The sequence below is a fragment of the Shewanella saliphila genome, assembly GCF_014648295.1.
Lineage (GTDB): Bacteria > Pseudomonadota > Gammaproteobacteria > Enterobacterales > Shewanellaceae > Shewanella > Shewanella saliphila.
In genome coordinates this window covers 22821-40253 of the sequence record NZ_BMQV01000043.1, presented here as the reverse complement: position 1 = coordinate 40253, position 17433 = coordinate 22821, and the positions used below count along the sequence as shown (strand labels likewise).

The following is a 17433-nucleotide window of genomic DNA, read 5'->3' as shown; positions in this document are numbered from 1 at the left end:
CTTCAGACCCTGCCGTTGGCCAGCAACGCCCTTGCCATTCGGATTATCTTCCCCTCAGTCGGGGTGATTCAGGTTTCTTTCAACCTGACGGGTTTGCCAGCTTCGCTGGGCAAACAAAAAAGCCGACTCGATGTCGGCTCTTTTATGTTTGCTTAACTAAACGCTGATTAAGCATTGCCCTTCACTTTCATGTTTAACTCTTTGGCAAAATCAAGCATGCGGGTCAGTGGGATAAGCGCCTTAATGCGCAGCTCATCATCAACAAAGATTTCGTGATTGGTTTTATCGCTATTGATCAATGACTGTTCAATGGCTTGTAAACCGTTCATCGCCATCCATGGGCAGTGGGCGCAGCTTTTACACGTTGCACCGTTGCCGCCAGTTGGCGCTTCGAGCAATGTTTTACCCGGCGCCGCTTGTTGCATTTTATAAAAAATACCGCGGTCGGTGGCCACAATAAACGTGTCATTTTCCATGGTTTGCGCAGCTTTAATCAACTGGCTGGTAGAGCCTACAGCATCGGCAAGTTCAACCACGCTAGCTGGTGATTCGGGGTGAACCAAAATGGCTGCCGTTGGATGCTGCTTTTTAAGCTCACGTAATGCTTTTGCCTGAAACTCATCATGCACGATACATTCGCCCTGCCACAACAACATGTCTGCGCCAGTTTGCTTGTTGATGTATGAACCTAGGTGACGGTCTGGAGCCCAAATGATTTTTTTATCTTGGCTGTCTAGATGTTCTACAATTTCTAAAGCAATACTCGAGGTTACCACCCAATCTGCACGCGCTTTTACTGCAGCAGAGGTATTGGCATAAACCACCACTGTGTGGTCTGGGTGAGCATCACAAAAGTCATTAAATTCTTCGATAGGACAACCTAAATCTAATGAGCAGGTTGCTTCAAGGGTTGGCATTAAAATGGTTTTTTCTGGACTTAAGATTTTGGCGGTTTCGCCCATAAACTTAACCCCAGCAACAATCAATTTTTTTGCTGGATGATCACGGCCAAAACGCGCCATTTCGAGCGAGTCAGATACACAGCCGCCCGTCTCTTCTGCTAAAGCTTGAATTTCAGGATCGGTATAATAATGGGCAACTAACACCGCATTTTGGTCGATCAATAATTGTTTAATTCGTGCTTTATATTGTGCTTTTTCAGCGTCAGACAACACGGCAGGTTTGGGTGGAAACGGATACTCAATAGTTTCAATTTTAGGTGCCGACAGACTCATACAGGTTCCAATCTAATGACAATATCAGAGTATTATACGAAAAAGAGCTTAAAAACAAAAGGACGCTTTATGCGTCCTTTAGGCTAAGTTAGTCTAATGTAAACTATCTCATTGCGATTATGCTTAACGCATTGCTAAAAGCATTTCTTGCGGTTGCTCTAAATAATGTTTCCACAGGTTGCAAAAACGAGCAATGGTGCCACCGTCAATCACACGGTGATCGCCAGACCAGCTCACTTGCATAATTTTACGGGCTTCAACTTCACCTTTGGCATTAAAGCGTGGCAATACCTGTAACTTACCTAATGCCACAATAGCCACTTCAGGTTTGTTAATGATTGGCGTCGCTATTGTGCCACCTAATGCACCAATATTAGAGATTGAAATCGTACCGTCTTTTAAATCTGCTGGCGCTACTCGCCCACTGCGAGCCGCAGTCGTTAACCGGGTAATATCAGCGGCAATATCTAAAATGGATTTGCTTTGTACATCTTTAATATTGGGTACCAATAAGCCCACTTTTGAATCAACAGCCATACCAATGTTATGTCGTGATTTGTAGGTCAGCTCAGTGCAATCTGCATTCACTTGGCTATTCAGTATTGGAAACTCAATCATGGCAAGTGACATGGCCTTCATAAAGAACGGCATCATTGTCAGCTTAACTTCATCACTTGAGTGACGTTGTTTCATTTCTTCACGCAGAGTCACTAACTCTGTTAAATCAAACTCTTCACAATAGGTAAAATGTGGAATAGTCGATACAGACTCCACCATCATTTTTGCCATCACCGCTTTAACGCCTTTGATAGGTTCAACGCGATCTGCGCCAGACTGACTAATGGTGGCCACTTCTGTTGTGCTAACATTGGATGCTGCAGGAGCCGTAGTCGTGACAGTAGGCTGAGCGCCACTTTGTTGATGGCGTTCAATATCTTCTTTATAAACTCGGCCGTTTTTACCACTGCCAACAACAAGTGCGATATTGATATCAAGTGAGCGAGCCATACGTCGTACTGCAGGACTGGCTAAAGCTTTGCCTTGCGCAACGGGCTCACCAGTCACAGGCGCACTTTTGCTTGCAGCTTGTTGAGCCACTTGCTCTGCCTCTGGACTCATTGGCACGTCTTCACTTTCCACTTCGATAGCGAATAACGGTGAATGCACTTTAGCAAGTTGGCCTTTACGGTAATGCAATTTAACAATTTTACCGGCTTTCATTGCGGGTATTTGCACTAACGCTTTGTCGGTCATCACATCAGCAATGGGTTGATCTTCAACCACCACATCACCTTCTTCAACAAGCCAATCAACTAGTTCACACTCAACAATGCCTTCACCAATATCGGGGAGTAAAAAGTCTTCTATGTTCGAATGGTTCTCAGTTGCGACACTTGCCACTCCCGCTTCAACCATAGGGGTAACCTCTGCAGTAGGAGTTTGAGCGTGCCCGGTATCATCACTATCCATTTCGACGGCATAAAGCGGTTGATGCACAATGGCAATATCGCCTTTGGCATAATATAACTTGGTAATTTTACCAGCATGCGGTGCTGGAATTTGCACTAACGCTTTATCGGTCATCACATCGGCAATCGGTTGGTCTTCAGTGACAATATCACCTTCGCTAACTAACCAATCGACTAATTCACATTCAACCACACCCTCACCGATGTCGGGTAAAATAAAATCTTTAATCATATCTTACTCCTAAAACGACACTGAGGCCTTGATGGCTTCGAAGGTTTTCAATTCATCAGGCATGTATTCTTTTTCATGAATGAGCGGATACGGAGTATCTAATCCACACACACGACTGATTGGCGATTCTAGCGATAAGAAACACTCTTGTTGAATTGTTGCAGCGATTTCACCGGCAAAGCCACCGGTTAGCGGCGCTTCGTGGTTAATCAACAATCGACCGGTTTTGGTCACAGATTTGGCAACCGTGTCAACATCCCAAGGCGCTAAGGTGCGTAAGTCGATAATTTCGCATGAAATACCTTCTTTTTCAGCACGCTCACAGGCCTTTTCAACAATTTCCATCTGCGCGCCCCATGCAAGCACAGTAATGTCGCGACCTTGCTTAACCACTTGAGCTTTACCCAGCTCAATTTGGTAGTCGCCCGCTGGCACTTCGCCTACTGAGGCACGATACAAGCGTTTTGGCTCAAAGAAAATTACCGGGTTTGGATCGCGTATTGCAGCTAACAACAGACCTTTGGCTTGCTCAGGATTACGCGGCACCACCACTTTTAATCCTGGTGTTTGCGTAAAGTAAGCTTCTGGCGATTGTGAATGATAATGACCACCGGCAATGCCACCACCATAAGGTGTGCGGAACGTTAATCCACCCACATCGAATTGATTACCACTGCGGTAGCGAAACTTAGCTGACTCGTTGACGATTTGATCAAATGCCGGAAAAATATAATCAGCAAACTGAATTTCAGCAACAGCCGTCATACCATAAGAAGCCAGGCCATTGGCAAAGCCAGCTATACCTTGTTCGGTTAATGGAGTATTAAAGCAACGCTCTCGACCATATTGCTCTTGCAAGCCAGAAGTTGCACGGAAAACACCACCAAAATGGCCTACGTCTTCACCAAAAATAACCATGCGCTCGTCGGCTTTCATGGCTATTGATAACGCCTCATTGATGGCGTGTAACATATTCATTTGAGCCACGATTAGAGTCTCCCTGCGCTTTTTGGATAGGCTTTTGGATACTTATTAATATGCTCTTTTAACTCTTTAAGCTGCTTTTTAAGCGCTGGAGTCGGTTTATCGAGCACATCTTCGATGATTTCATCCAGTTTCGGGATAGGCAATTTCTCAGCCACTTTTACGGCAGCTAATACTTCTTCACGATAACGTTCAAATAACGAGGCTTCTTCAGCTTCGTTAGTCCAACCTTTATTAATCATCCATAATTTAAAGCGTTTAACCGGATCGTGTTGCTGCCATTTGGCTTCTTCATCTTTTGAGCGATAGCCAGATGGGTCATCTGATGATGAATGCGCGCCTAAACGGTAGGTCATGGCTTCAATTAATACCGGGGCATTATGCTCTAATGCGTATGCACGAGCCTGTTGGGTGGCGGCTAACACAGCTAACATGTCATTACCGTCTACACGGATAGTGTGCATACCATAACCCACACCACGACTGGCAATACCGTTACCAGCAAACTGCTCTTCTGTTGGCGTTGAAATGGCATAACCATTGTTACGACAGAAGAAAATAACCGGTGCTTTCAATACTGCAGCCATGTTTAAGCCAGCATGAAAATCACCCTCTGATGCAGCGCCTTCACCAAAATAGCAAATGGCAACATTACGTTTACCTTGTAACTTCATGCCGTAAGCCACGCCTGTAGCTTGCGGGATCTGCGTTGCTAATGGTGACGAAATGGTTTGATAATTGAGCTCGCGGCTGCCGTAATGGATTGGCATTTGACGCCCTTTACCTAAATCTTTTTCATTACTGAACATTTGGTTCATAAATTGTTCAGTACTGAAACCGCGATATCGCAATGAGGCGTGCTCACGGTATTGAGCTAAAATAACGTCATCTTTATCGAGGGCGGCAGTGCTACCAATAATTGAAGCTTCTTCACCGGTACAGGTCATATAAAAACTAATACGGCCTTGACGCTGCGCACCCAACATACGCTCGTCTAGTACGCGTGTGAAAACGCAGGTGTCGAATATTTTATCGGCTAAAGGCTTGTCGATAACGGGTAATACGGCATTTTCATACGTGGTGCCGTCAGCTTGCAAAATACGCAAAATGGGGATGTGCAATGACGCTTTGTCTAAGAAGCTGACACGGTGCACTGTTTCATTGGTCAGTGGTGCGTTGCTCATATTATGCTCTTGTTATTGTTGAGCCATGTTCACTATAAACAAGGCTCTATTTATACTATGCGAGTAGACATTACGTTAACGTAAACTACCTATCAATACCTACTCTCGCTGTAAACGCATTTTACTCACGATTAACATGTATATATTGCTTTACGACTACAAGATTGACTCGTTCGGTGCAGGCACTAAACAAAGCACTGTTCGTTGTCCAATCGGTACATTGGCATTCGGAAACACGATGGCTTCTTGCGGATGTTGTACCATAATTTGCTGTCCACCTTCTGTGGCTAATACCTCACCTTGACTAAAAGCACTGAAGTTTTCTGCATCACCAGCAAAGCTAAACGCAAAGTCATCAAAATGCTTATTAATCGAACGTGATACTTTGTACAAATTGACCTTGCCAGGATCAAACTCAACAGGGGTTAACTGTGGTTCAGTAATCAACTTTTCAAGCATAGTATGAGTTTGAGCAAAACGACTCATATCGTTTTGGCCAAATGGCATGACTTTACCTAATTCAACAGTAAAAGCATCTGCTTTAAATTGCTCAGAAGAGTAATAACTAAATGTAGTGGTGGGTTCATGATGGAATAAAATGGTGTCAACGCCGCAATCAGCTAAGAACATCATTTGCTCGCCGCTGAATGCACGACCTGGGCGGTATGGATAAATGGCAAATTTTTCATGCTTTGATGGACGAATAGCCGTGTGTAAATCGTAATGGATCCGTTGGCGGTCACTGTTAGCATTAAAGAAGCCTGCCACATACTGCTCAAGCATTTTCGCACGGTGGCGCTCTGGGTGGGTTAAGCCCTCACCTTTTGAATGAGCGCCGCTGAATAACCGGTTCATATTTTCGTCTATAAAGCGGGTTTTGTTAAGGATGGCCGCTGGATTACCTATCAAAAACATCACACGTTGTTTAGCAATAATACGCTGGTTGAGTAAATCGCTAATGAGTTGGTTACAAATTTCGATGGGGGCAGTTTCATTACCGTGTACCGCACACGACAACACAATATCTTTACTGGCTGTGGCGGGAGAAAACACGATCACCCCAGTGTCTAGTACTTCAACGCGAGTGTGTTGGCCCAACATAAAGTCATACGCGGCAGGTAATTGAGTTGGGTTTGCTAAGGTATAAGCTAAAAAATCATTGTTTATCATAAGATCAGATAACACGATCAACTCCTTGTTTCATTATTATACGGCGCTATAAATGCCACGTACCTGTGGATTCATTTGCACTTATTGGCGCGGATTCTATCATAGCCCTAGCGTATTTTATTGTTGCTATAAGTTAGATTTATTTATTAAGCAAAGTTTACTTGCAAAACAGCGAAATATTCCACACAATTATAGCCATCTAGACTTCTATATTGTTTTAAGGGTATGTCATGGCGTTAGCAACATTTGGTGCAGGTTGTTTTTGGGGTGTTGAGTATTTTTTTCGTGAAATTAATGGCGTGAATAACGCGACTTGTGGATACATGGGTGGCAAAGACAGTTCGACTACCTATAAAGAAGTTAAAACAGGTGCTACCGGCCATGCAGAAGTCGTACAAGTTGAGTTTGACCCAGAAGTCGTCAGCTACAACGAGCTTTTAGATGTATTTTGGAAAAACCACAACCCAACCATGCTCAACATGCAAGGTGGCGACATTGGTACCCAATATCGCAGCACGATATTTTTCCACGACAAAGAGCAAAAAGGCCAGGCTGAAACCTCTAAACTGGCATTAGCGCGCAGTGGGAAATGGGGCCAACGCCATATTGTGACTGAAATAGTGCCATTGCAAACATTCCATGTGGCAGAAGAGTATCACCAGAATTATTTAGAAAAAAATAATCTACCCACGTGTCATTTAGTCTATTAATCGCTGTAACATTAAGCCTCTAGCCAATTTTATCAGCAATTCAGGCTGGTTTATGAACACCATTTCCCAGCCTGAACAATAATATTTACACAATAGATTAGCGCAATCGATTTCCTACCGTTAACTTCCCTTTACCCGCCGATGTAAATTCCATACAATTCCATGCAAATTGCTTAAGGCATGTTATCGGAGAACAAAATCATGAGTGAAGCTCGTCACGTTAACCTACTAATTTTAGGTTCTGGCCCTGCGGGTTATACCGCTGCAGTTTATGCTGCACGTGCAAATTTAAAACCTGTAATGATCACAGGCATGCAGCAAGGTGGCCAATTAACCACGACAACAGAAGTTGAGAACTGGCCAGGCGATGCAGAAGACTTAACCGGTCCAGCGTTAATGGAACGTATGCAAAAGCATGCTGAAAAGTTTGATACCGAAATTATTTTCGATCACATCAACGAAGTTAATGTTACTGAGCGCCCTTTCCGTTTAAAAGGCGACAATGGCGAGTTTACCTGTGATGCTTTAATTATTGCCACTGGTGCGTCTGCTAAGTATTTAGGTCTGCCATCTGAAGAAGCGTTTATGGGCCGTGGTGTGTCTGCCTGCGCAACCTGTGACGGTTTCTTCTATCGTAACCAAAAAGTGGCTGTTATTGGTGGTGGTAACACTGCAGTTGAAGAAGCACTTTACTTAAGTAACATTGCCTCTGAAGTACACTTAATTCACCGTCGTGACAGTTTCCGTTCAGAAAAAATTCTGATCAACCGTCTAATGGACAAAGTGGCTAACGGCAACATCATTTTACACCTAGACCAAACACTTGAAGAAGTCACAGGTAACGAAATGGGTGTAACTGGTCTTAAAAAGAAGAGCACTAAAGACGGTTCTGTTACCGATTTAGACGTTGCTGGTGTATTTGTGGCCATTGGTCACAGTCCAAATACTGGTATCTTTGCTGGCCAGTTAGAAATGAACCACGGTTACTTAAAAGTAAACAGTGGTCTTCAAGGCAACGCTACACAAACTAGCGTTGAAGGTGTTTATGCTTGTGGCGACGTAATGGACCAACATTACCGTCAAGCTATCACCTCTGCCGGCACAGGTTGTATGGCAGCATTAGATGCTGAACGTTTCCTAGACGCACAAAAGTAATTCTTTTATTCACTCATGCATCACTGAGTGAGAGAAGCACAAAAAAGAGCAGATTTTCTGCTCTTTTTTATTGTCTTAAATTTATACAGAACAATTAATCATCATTATTGTCACCGCGGTATCACTTCCTCATAATTTGACTAACTACAACCTTGTTAAAATATATTGGCTCCCACTGACTATCTGCGCCACCAAATAGGTGAAATATTGAACTCAATCACGCTATGTTTTACGGGATCTGATACCATAAACTTACTGTTAACATTCAACCTTGGCGATAACAAGCACGGTTTATACTGAATGTTAAAATCCATTTAGTTCTAAATAAAATAACAATAGGACTGAACATGAGCGAAATATTACCTCTGCTGGGGAGTGGACTGATTATATTTGCGGCATTTTTACTCGCAATTGCAATGACGCTTGTCTGGAAAATTATAGGTCTTTTACCTAAAGGCAGGTTGCAGCACAGTTGGGGGGTTTTATTACTGCTCATTTTATTTTTTGTTATCAGCTACGGATTATATGCAAAATATAGTTATGTCAATATTTCCGGCAAGACTGATCTCATTGTGCCTATCATCTTTTTTCTCGGTGCAATTTTTGTCTACATCGTCTGTAACTTATCTCTAAAAACAACTAGAGATATCATGCAGATATATATTCTCAAGCAAGAAAATATCACCGACCCACTCACTGGTATTTTTAACCGGCGATATCTCGATAGTTACCTTAACAATGAAACCACTAAAGCCCAGAGCTTCACTTTACCTTTGTCGGTCTGCCTTATAGATATCGATCATTTTAAAAGTATCAATGACAATTATGGCCACCAAGTCGGCGACCTCGTTCTACAAAACATCGCTAAAGATATAAAAGAATCACTGAGGGATTCAGATGTAGTCACCCGCTATGGAGGTGAAGAATTTGTAGTTGTTCTCCCCGGAACCCAAGTCTCTACATCGTATAAACTCGCAGAGCGGCTAAGAAAAAATATCGAGAATACACAGGTAACCATACCCAGTAAATCTGGCCAAGAAGCGTTATCGGTTAAAGTCACTATCAGTATTGGTGTCACCGAGCTGAGTATTGAATGTAAAGACTATTTGTGTCTTATTAAAAATGCAGATACTGCATTGTATAGGGCTAAAAATAATGGACGTAATCAAGTTTTTATTTGTTGATGCTTAATCAACTTAAACCGCTTTTTGATAAAACACGGCTTCGGTATCACCAAGGGGATCGCGGTGAAGTCGTTTATATTGAAATTGCATTCCGAGCTTTTTCATAATCGCAATGGATGCAAGATTATCTTCAACGGCCACCGCGCTAATATGCGTCACTTCATCCAATGTACTCATTGCTTGCATCACAGCATTAGCCGCTTCTGTCGCATAACCTTTTCCCCAACAGGCATACTTAAAACGCCAGCCTAGCTCAATGTTTTGGGGCTCTGGCTGGGTAAAAAAATGCATCGGCCTGACTAAAATCCATCCCAAATATTGACCACTTAATTGGTATTTATCATTTTCTGCGCAATCAAGTGCTTGGACCTTCCACAAGCCCCAACCTTTTTCTGGGTTTAAATATTGCGCTAACCTTGGCAGCATCACAGTATCAACTTGTTTCTGCGTGGTTTTAATGCCGCCATTTAAAAAGTGCATTACCCGCTCATCTTGGTCTAATTCAAACAATAATGCACCGTCATTAAGGGTTAATAGTGACAGTTGTAATCTAGGCGTATTGGCTATTTGCATGTTGTTTCCTGTTAACCGATTACAATATGGTTAAAAATCAATCTTGGCTGAAACACAAGTTTACACATTGACACAACAAACAAGAAACATTTCGATTAACATATAAAATAGAAAATAGATTAGTTGCAGTTTGCTGGGAAGACACTGCAATACAAAATCACTTAAAAGGAAGCATTGTGGCTACTAAAAAACAGATAATTTTACCGTTTGTGGTGTTAGGCATTGGCGTTGCCGGTCTGGTTGGGCTTTCTGCATTAAAAAAACCACCAGAAGAGAAACCTCCAGTCGATACCACACCATTAGTGTCTGTTAAAGAGATTATCTATCAGCCTATGACCTTTAACGTTGATTCGTATGGTGTGGTTAATGCCAAATACACCACTGAGATAGTTGCCCAAGTTGGTGGTGAAATTATTTATTTAGATCCAAACTTTGTTAAAGGTGGATTTGTTAAACAAGGTGAAGTATTGGCCAAAATTGATCCTAGCGATTATGAATCAAGCCTACTTGATGCCGAAGCCAATATTGCTTCCTCAAAAGCCTCTTTAGTGCAAGAACGCGCAAATGGTGAAGTGGCCATAAGAGATTGGGCAGATATTACCAATCAAAAACCGACGGACTTAAGTCTGCGTAAGCCGCAATTAGCCCAAGAGATCGCCAAACTCAAAAGTGCTGAAGCTAGCTTAAACCGCGCAAAACGAGATTTAGAACGAACCGTGATCCGTGCCCCTTATGATGCATTAATCGAAGCGCGTGACATCGGCTTAGGTTCATATGTCAGCAAAGGCAGCATGATTGGTAAAGTGCTCAACACAGACAAAGCCGAAATTCGCTTACCTATCGCCGATAGAGAAATGCAATATTTACAAGCAAAAGGTGTAGGTACTTCGGTAAATTTATATAGCAATTTTGCCGGCAGTAAACACACCTGGACCGGTAAGATTGTGCGCAGCGAAGGCGTGGTTGACAGCAAAAGTCGTATGACTTACCTGGTAGCTGAAGTTGACGATCCATACGGCTTAAATACCAACAAAAAAGAATTACGCTACGGTACCTATGTCACTGCAGAAGTCACAGGGCTTAAAGCGGGTAATGTTGCCGTTGTGCCTCGTCATTTAGTGATAAACGGTACAGTGGCCATTATGGATGCTGAAAAAACGTTACGTTATAAACCCGTGACGGTTATCCGCCAAGATGGCGCGAACGTGGTTATCTCTGACGGGCTCGAAAACGGTATGCAACTGATTACCTCTGCCCTTGACTACCCTATTGATGGTATGAAAGTAGCGCTACCCGAAGACCGCATTCTGCAAAAAGAAGCAGAAAAAGATGCCTCTGAACTTGCGATGGAAGGTGAATAATAATCATGGCTGATACTCACAAAGGACTCATAGCCTGGTTTGCTCGCAACAGTGTTGCAGCAAACTTGCTAATGATCATCATATTATTAGGCGGTTTACTCACCGCGAGCACCATTCGAAAGCAATTTTTTCCAGAAGTTGAAATTAACTGGATTGAATTTAGCGCCGTCTATCCTGGTACTGCCCCCCAAGAAGTAGAAGAAGGCATCACCATTAAAATTGAACAAGCACTTGAAAGTATTCAAGGCTTAAAACGGGTGATTACTTACTCAAACCGGAACATGGCTCAGGGCTATTTTCAGGTTGAGGAGTCGTACGATCCTTTAGTGGTGCTAGATGAAATCAAATCTGAGATTGACTCAATATCAACCTTCCCGGCCGACATGGAGCCGCCCAAAGTTGAACGGATCAAATTTAGACAAGAAGTGATGTACTTAAGTCTTTATGGTGATATGTCCGAGCGCCAACTGAAAGATTTGGGCGATAAAATTCACAACGAAATCATGCAACTGCCCAATGTGAATATTTCAGAATATTACGGTGGCTTGGGTTATGAAATTAGCATCGAAGTCAGCAAAGATAAGCTGCGCGAATATGGACTAACATTTAATGATGTTGCCCAAGCGGTGCAAGGATATTCACGCAATATGTCAGCCGGGCAAATTAAAGCTGAAAACGGCTACATTAATTTACGCGTTCAAAATCAAGCTTATGTCGGTTATGAGTTTGAAGAATTACCCTTACTGACATTAGATGACGGTACCAAATTATCATTAGGTGAAATAGCCGTAGTTGATGATGGCTTTGAAGAAGGCATTCAATACTCTAAATTCAACGGTAAAAACTCTGTTACCTTCTTTATTGGCGCCGCAAGAAATCAAAGTATTACCGATATTGCTGAAATTATTCGTACCTATGTTGATAAAAAGCAGAAAGTTTTACCACAAGGTGTGAAGTTAGAGCCTTGGGTAGATATGACCTACTACCTCGACGGACGCTTGCAGTTGATGTTAGACAGCATGAAAAGCGGTGCGGTATTGGTATTCTTAATGCTGGCATTATTCTTACGAGTGCGTTTAGCATTTTGGGTGATGATGGGTTTACCAGTGTGTTTCCTCGGTACGCTACTGTTTATGCCAATGGCATTTATTGATGTCACCATTAATGTCATCAGTTTATTCGCGTTTATCTTAGTGCTCGGTATTGTGGTCGATGATGCGATTGTGATGGGTGAAAGCGCCCACAGCGAGTCCGAAGAACACGGCCAAAGTATTGAAAGCGTGATCCGCGGGGTGCAAAAAGTGGCGATGCCAGCCACCTTTGGTGTGTTGACTACCATCGCGGCATTTTTACCTATTACTATGGATGACGGCCCCTCTTCAGCCTTTGGCCAAGCCATTGGATATGTCGTTATTTTATGTTTGTTATTTTCGCTTGTTGAATCAAAACTGATCCTGCCTGCGCATTTAGCTCACATGAAAAAACCTAAGGTTGTTAAAGCAGGTTCAAAGAATCCTTTGGATTGGTTGCGTAATGGCATCAACTTTGTACAAGGCTTCATCGACCGTAATTTGTCTAAATACATCAATAATGTTTACCGTCCAACACTTGAAGTAGCGATTAAATATCGTTATGCGGTGATCATGCTATTTATCAGTTTGATTTTAGTGTGTGCAGGTCTTTATGGTGGCGGTTTGGTTCGCTTTATTGGTCAACCTAAAATCCCCCATGATTTCCCACGCATCAACATCGAAATGAACGTGGATGCGTCAGAAAAAGCAACTTTAGCCGCAGCGCTTGCCATTGAAGAAACCTTATATAAAGTCGATAAAGAGGTTGAACAGCAATACGGCCAACGAATGATTTCTGACATGCAAGTTGACCTAAAAGGCCAAACTAATGCAGAAGTGATGACCAAATTAGTTGACCCAGAGTTACGCCCAATGGACACCTTCGCCCTAGCTGAATTATGGCGCCAAGCCATGCCGTTAATTCCTGGGGTTAAGTCATTCACCATTCAAGACAGCTTAATCGGGGGCGGCCGTGAAGACGGTGACATCAGCTTTAGGCTAGAAGGCAACAATGAAGAGCAACTGATTGCGGCTTCGATAATGTTAAAAGATAAACTCAACAGCTTAAAAGGCGTGAGTGATGTCAACGACAGTCGTCAATCGAGTGCCAAAGAGGTGCAGTTCCAATTAAAACCGTTAGCAAACGCATTAGGCTTAACCTTAGCCAATATTGCCTCGCAAGTCGGCAACAGTTTTTATGGTCTCGAAGCCCAGCGTATTATTCGTAATGGCGAAGAAATCAAAGTCATGCTGCGCTACCCTGAAGAGCAACGTAACTCGATTTCACTAGTACAAGATGTATTGATAAAAACCCCACAAGGTGGCGAATTGCCATTATCTGAAGTGGCTGACATTAAAGTGGTTCAAGGGGTTAATAGCATCCGCCGTGAAAACGGCAGCCGTACCATTAATGTGTGGGGCTCGGTCGATGCTGAACAAGCAGAACCCTTCAAGCTTGCCAAAGATATTCGCGACAACTTTATTCCTGAACTTCTGGTTAAATATCCTCAAGTTCGCAGTGAAGTGTCGGGCAATATCCAAGAACAGCTTGATAGCGCAAATACCCAGCTGCGCGATTTTATCTTGTCAATGTTAGTGATATACAGCTTATTAGCCATTCCGCTACGATCATACATTCAACCTGTGATGATAATGTCGGTTATTCCGTTTGGGGTCATTGGCTCAGTAATGGGTCATATCATTTTAGGCATTGATTTAAGTGCCCTGTCGATTTTTGGCATTATTGCCGCTGCCGGGGTGGTGGTTAACGACTCACTGGTGATGGTCGATTATGTTAATAACTCACGTAAAGCTGGCGTACCGATGCGATTAGCCGTACTTAATGCGGGGTGTAAACGCTTCAGAGCGATTATGTTAACCTCATTAACCACCTTTATCGGTTTGGTACCTATCATGTCTGAAACCAGCATGCAGGCGCAAATGGTGATCCCAATGGCAGTATCATTAGCCTTTGGGGTGTTATTTGCCACCGTGGTAACCCTGTGTTTAATTCCATGTTTATATATTGCCATTGAAGATTCAAAGGCTTTAATTTCACGAATTATTGGTATTTACTCACCTGCCACGCCAAATAACAAGCTAGAAGAGTCACAACAAAACTAGCACTCACAGCGATAAATGATTAAGGGGCCTTATTTGTAAGGCCCCTTTTTTTATCCTCGAAAAATGTAATTGGCTTGCTAGCTGTGTGCATGGCGACGTGATATCGCGATGAGATAAATTGATGATAATAAATAGTGCAACATCATCAATTTACTGAGAATATGCTAATCTGATTAGCATCGGTTATCGCCATAGGACACCAATATGAGCCAACGCAGTATTCATTCCCTTTTTAAACCCACGTCAGTGGCGGTTATTGGTGCATCAAATGGGGATAAACGTGCCGGTAAAGGCATTATGAAAAACCTATTATCCAGTGGTTTTTCAGGGCCGATAATGCCCGTAACCCCAAAATACACTGCGGTAATGGGGGTGCTTGCCTACCCTAATATTGAAGCCCTGCCCATTAAACCTGATTTAGCCATCATATGTACTAGCGCCCAAAAAGTACCCAGCATTGTTGAACGTTTAGCCCAATTTGGCTGTAAAGTGGCCATTATTATGGCCTCAGGTATGGCGTTACAAACCGACGAGCACGGTAATGATTTGCTCACACTCACCAAACAATATGCTAAACGTTATGGTATGCGGCTATTGGGACCCAATAGCCTCGGGATGATTTTACCGCCCATCGGATTAAACGCCAGTTTAGCCCATGCTGGTGCCATACCTGGCAAGATTGCCTTTGTGTCTCAATCAGCAGCCATTTGTACCACAGTGTTAGATTGGGCCAACAATAAAGGCATTGGCTTTTCATCGTTTATTTCGCTCGGTGATGCCACCGATATCGACTTTGACGAGCTGCTTGATTACCTAGGCCGTGACAGTAAAACCAGCGCAATCATGCTTTATATTGATTCCATTAGTGAAAAACGTCACTTTTTATCTGCCGCTCGGGCTGCGGCACGTAACAAGCCCATTTTTGTGATTAAATCTGGCCGAAGTCATGAAGGCGTTAAAGCTGCCATGCTCCATACTGGCGGCATTGGTGGTAATGATGCCGTATATGAAGCGGCGTTTCGTCGTGCAGGGATGTTGCGGGTAAATGATTTAATCGAACTGTTTGCCGCAGTAGAAAGCCTTGCCCACTCAACCACATTAAAAGGTGAGCGGTTAATCATTATGAGTAATGGCGGCGGCCCTGCGGTTTTGGCGGCTGACGAGTTAATTATTAAAGGCGGTAAATTAGCGCAATTGTCTGACAACACCATTAACGAACTCAACACCATTTTGCCTGACACCTGGTCAAGGCAAAATCCTATCGACATGATTGGCGATGCAGACCACCAGCGCTATGCTAAAACTCTCGAGATTTTAATGAATAGTAATGATGCCGACACGATTTTAGTGTTGCATTCGCCGTCAATATTGGCTGAAAGTGTCGAGATTGCCACAAGCATCATTGACACGATTAATAAAAACCCGAATCGGCATAAGTTAAATATTTTAACCAACTGGAGCGGTGAAGACTCGGCCTATCTAGGGCGCAAACGCTTTACTAAAGCCGGCATTCCTACGTATCGGACCCCAGAGGGGGCTGTGCGGGCCTTTATGCACATGGTCGAATACCGCCGGAACCAAAAATTATTGCAAGAAGTGCCGTTGTCGATCCCCGACAATATCCCTGCCGATCGCAATATCGCCAAAACCTTATTACAACAGGCTCTCGACCGCGGACAAACGGTGGTAGAAACCCATCAAGCGGTTGATATATTAAAAGCCTATGGGTTAAACACCATTGATACTTGGTTTGTCAGTGATGTTGACGAAGCGGTTAATGTCGCCAATAGCGCGGGTTACCCGGTCGCGCTAAAAGTACAGTCACCTGACCTACTCTATAAATCAGATGTTCACGGCGTGGTGCTCAATTTAACCTCAGATGACGATGTCAGCCATGCAGCGCATTCGATTATCGACAGGGTTCATCAAATAAATCCCAAAGCTAAAATAGATGGATTGATTATTCAAAAAATGGCGTTAACGGCAGGCGCACAAGAAATCCGCGTGTCGGTGATTAACGATCCGGTATTTGGCCCTGCGATTTGTCTTGGCGAAGGTGGCTCAGAATGGGATCCTACCCGCGATGCCGCAGTAGCATTGCCACCACTGAATATGGCCTTAGCGCGTTACATGGTGATTCAAGCACTTAAAACCAATAAGCTGCGCGACAGGCATTTACCGCTGGGCCTGGACATGAATGCGCTATGTCTTATGTTGACCCAAATATCTCAGTTAGTTATCGACTGCCCAGAAATTGCTGAAATAGACATCAACCCCGTGTTAGCCGCGGGCGAAAAAATCACCTTGTTAGATGTCAATATGCGCTTGCATGACAGTCCACAAGACAATATTGGTCGTTTGGCTATCATGCCTTACCCCAAAGAGTTAGAACAAACATCGACGCTTAAAAATGGTTTAACCGTTATGTTAAGGCCCATCTTGCCAGAAGATGAGCCCAAGCACTTAGAGTTTGATAATTCATTGAGCGATGAAGACAGGTACAAACGTTATTTTGGAATGCGTTCAAGGATGACCCATGAAGAGATGGCCGTACTCACTCAAATCGATTATGCGCGTGAAATGGCGTTTATTGCGACCACCACAACCGCAGAGGGTGAAGAGTTAACCTTAGGTGCAGTCAGAGCCTCTATTGACCCCGATAATACCGAGGCAGAGTTTGCGATGGCTGTCCGCAGCGATTACCAAGGGATTGGCCTAGGGAAGCTACTGCTCGAAAAACTGATTACTTATTACAAAAACAACAATACCTTGTACTTAACCGGTTTCACCATGTTTGAAAACCGTAATATGGCCAGTTTAGCCAAATCATTAGGTTTTACCGTGTCGTTTGATATGGATGAGCATCTAATTAAAATGCATATGGACTTAGAAAACGAAGATAAACAAACTAACGCTTAAGCTAATACGTTAAGCAAAAAGGCCAGCAGATTGACTGCTGGCCTTTTTATTGACTATAAACCT

12 protein-coding genes are annotated in these 17433 nt (G+C 43.3%); 6 read left to right on the top strand and 6 right to left on the bottom strand.

The features are described from left to right. Positions 1–167 precede the first annotated feature (167 nt). The 5 genes from nadA to astE form a co-directional block, all read right to left on the bottom strand. Positions 168–1235: a quinolinate synthase NadA gene (gene nadA / locus IEY48_RS16675; RefSeq protein WP_188922361.1), complete on the bottom strand. Its 1068-nt coding sequence runs from the start codon at positions 1233–1235 to the stop codon at positions 168–170. A 123-nt stretch (positions 1236–1358) separates the two neighbouring features. Continuing rightward, positions 1359–2936 (bottom strand): dihydrolipoyllysine-residue acetyltransferase, encoded by a 1578-nt coding sequence (locus IEY48_RS16670; protein ID WP_188922359.1) that lies wholly within the window; start codon positions 2934–2936, stop codon positions 1359–1361. A 9-nt stretch (positions 2937–2945) separates the two neighbouring features. Next, positions 2946–3923: an alpha-ketoacid dehydrogenase subunit beta gene (locus tag IEY48_RS16665; protein WP_188922358.1), complete on the bottom strand. Its 978-nt coding sequence runs from the start codon at positions 3921–3923 to the stop codon at positions 2946–2948. A gap of 2 nt (positions 3924–3925) precedes the next feature. Further along, positions 3926–5104, bottom strand: a complete 1179-nt coding sequence (locus IEY48_RS16660; RefSeq protein ID WP_188922356.1) for a thiamine pyrophosphate-dependent dehydrogenase E1 component subunit alpha — start codon at positions 5102–5104, stop codon at positions 3926–3928. A gap of 156 nt (positions 5105–5260) precedes the next feature. Further along, entirely contained in the window at positions 5261–6289 is a 1029-nt protein-coding gene (astE, locus tag IEY48_RS16655) for a succinylglutamate desuccinylase (RefSeq protein WP_188922354.1), read from the bottom strand. Between the two features lie 215 nt (positions 6290–6504). On the opposite strand from astE, the gene msrA reads away from it, so the two are divergent. The 3 genes from msrA (at position 6505) to IEY48_RS16640 (ending at position 9323) form a co-directional block, all read left to right on the top strand. Beyond that, positions 6505–6984, top strand: coding sequence for a peptide-methionine (S)-S-oxide reductase MsrA (gene msrA / locus IEY48_RS16650; protein WP_188922352.1), 480 nt, complete (start codon positions 6505–6507; stop codon positions 6982–6984). Between the two features lie 201 nt (positions 6985–7185). Further along, positions 7186–8139 carry a thioredoxin-disulfide reductase gene (gene trxB, locus IEY48_RS16645; RefSeq protein ID WP_188922350.1) on the top strand — a complete coding sequence of 318 codons (954 nt, stop codon included), beginning with the start codon at positions 7186–7188 and terminating at the stop codon, positions 8137–8139. A gap of 347 nt (positions 8140–8486) precedes the next feature. Beyond that, complete coding sequence (locus IEY48_RS16640) at positions 8487–9323, top strand: GGDEF domain-containing protein (RefSeq protein ID WP_188922348.1); 837 nt, start codon at positions 8487–8489, stop codon at positions 9321–9323. Positions 9324–9335: 12 nt separating this feature from the next. Here IEY48_RS16640 and IEY48_RS16635 read toward each other — a convergent pair whose 3' ends face one another. Then, on the bottom strand, positions 9336–9896 hold the full coding sequence (locus IEY48_RS16635) for a GNAT family N-acetyltransferase (protein ID WP_188922346.1): 561 nt from the start codon (positions 9894–9896) through the stop codon (positions 9336–9338). Between the two features lie 176 nt (positions 9897–10072). Here IEY48_RS16635 and IEY48_RS16630 point away from each other — a divergent pair, with 176 nt between their 5' ends. The 3 genes from IEY48_RS16630 to IEY48_RS16620 all read left to right on the top strand — a co-directional run bounded on the left by IEY48_RS16630 (position 10073) and on the right by IEY48_RS16620 (position 17370). Then, entirely contained in the window at positions 10073–11257 is a 1185-nt protein-coding gene (locus IEY48_RS16630; RefSeq protein WP_188922344.1) for an efflux RND transporter periplasmic adaptor subunit, read from the top strand. 5 nt (positions 11258–11262) lie between these two features. Then, a complete protein-coding gene (locus IEY48_RS16625) occupies positions 11263–14451 on the top strand; it encodes an efflux RND transporter permease subunit (RefSeq protein ID WP_188922342.1) in 3189 nt (1062 codons plus the stop codon). A gap of 204 nt (positions 14452–14655) precedes the next feature. Then, complete coding sequence (locus IEY48_RS16620) at positions 14656–17370, top strand: bifunctional acetate--CoA ligase family protein/GNAT family N-acetyltransferase (RefSeq protein ID WP_188922340.1); 2715 nt, start codon at positions 14656–14658, stop codon at positions 17368–17370. Positions 17371–17433 lie beyond the last annotated feature (63 nt).

What these genes read in the sequence shown, in the direction of transcription:
- trxB (WP_188922350.1), top strand. Translation starts at nt 7,186, where the DNA reads ATGAGTGAAGCTCGTCACGTTAACCTACTAATTTTAGGTTCTGGCCCT.
- msrA (WP_188922352.1), top strand. Translation starts at nt 6,505, where the DNA reads ATGGCGTTAGCAACATTTGGTGCAGGTTGTTTTTGGGGTGTTGAGTAT.
- IEY48_RS16640 (WP_188922348.1), top strand. Translation starts at nt 8,487, where the DNA reads ATGAGCGAAATATTACCTCTGCTGGGGAGTGGACTGATTATATTTGCG.
- IEY48_RS16660 (WP_188922356.1), bottom strand. Translation starts at nt 5,104, where the DNA reads ATGAGCAACGCACCACTGACCAATGAAACAGTGCACCGTGTCAGCTTC.
- IEY48_RS16620 (WP_188922340.1), top strand. Translation starts at nt 14,656, where the DNA reads ATGAGCCAACGCAGTATTCATTCCCTTTTTAAACCCACGTCAGTGGCG.
- IEY48_RS16670 (WP_188922359.1), bottom strand. Translation starts at nt 2,936, where the DNA reads ATGATTAAAGATTTTATTTTACCCGACATCGGTGAGGGTGTGGTTGAA.
- IEY48_RS16625 (WP_188922342.1), top strand. Translation starts at nt 11,263, where the DNA reads ATGGCTGATACTCACAAAGGACTCATAGCCTGGTTTGCTCGCAACAGT.
- IEY48_RS16635 (WP_188922346.1), bottom strand. Translation starts at nt 9,896, where the DNA reads ATGCAAATAGCCAATACGCCTAGATTACAACTGTCACTATTAACCCTT.
- nadA (WP_188922361.1), bottom strand. Translation starts at nt 1,235, where the DNA reads ATGAGTCTGTCGGCACCTAAAATTGAAACTATTGAGTATCCGTTTCCA.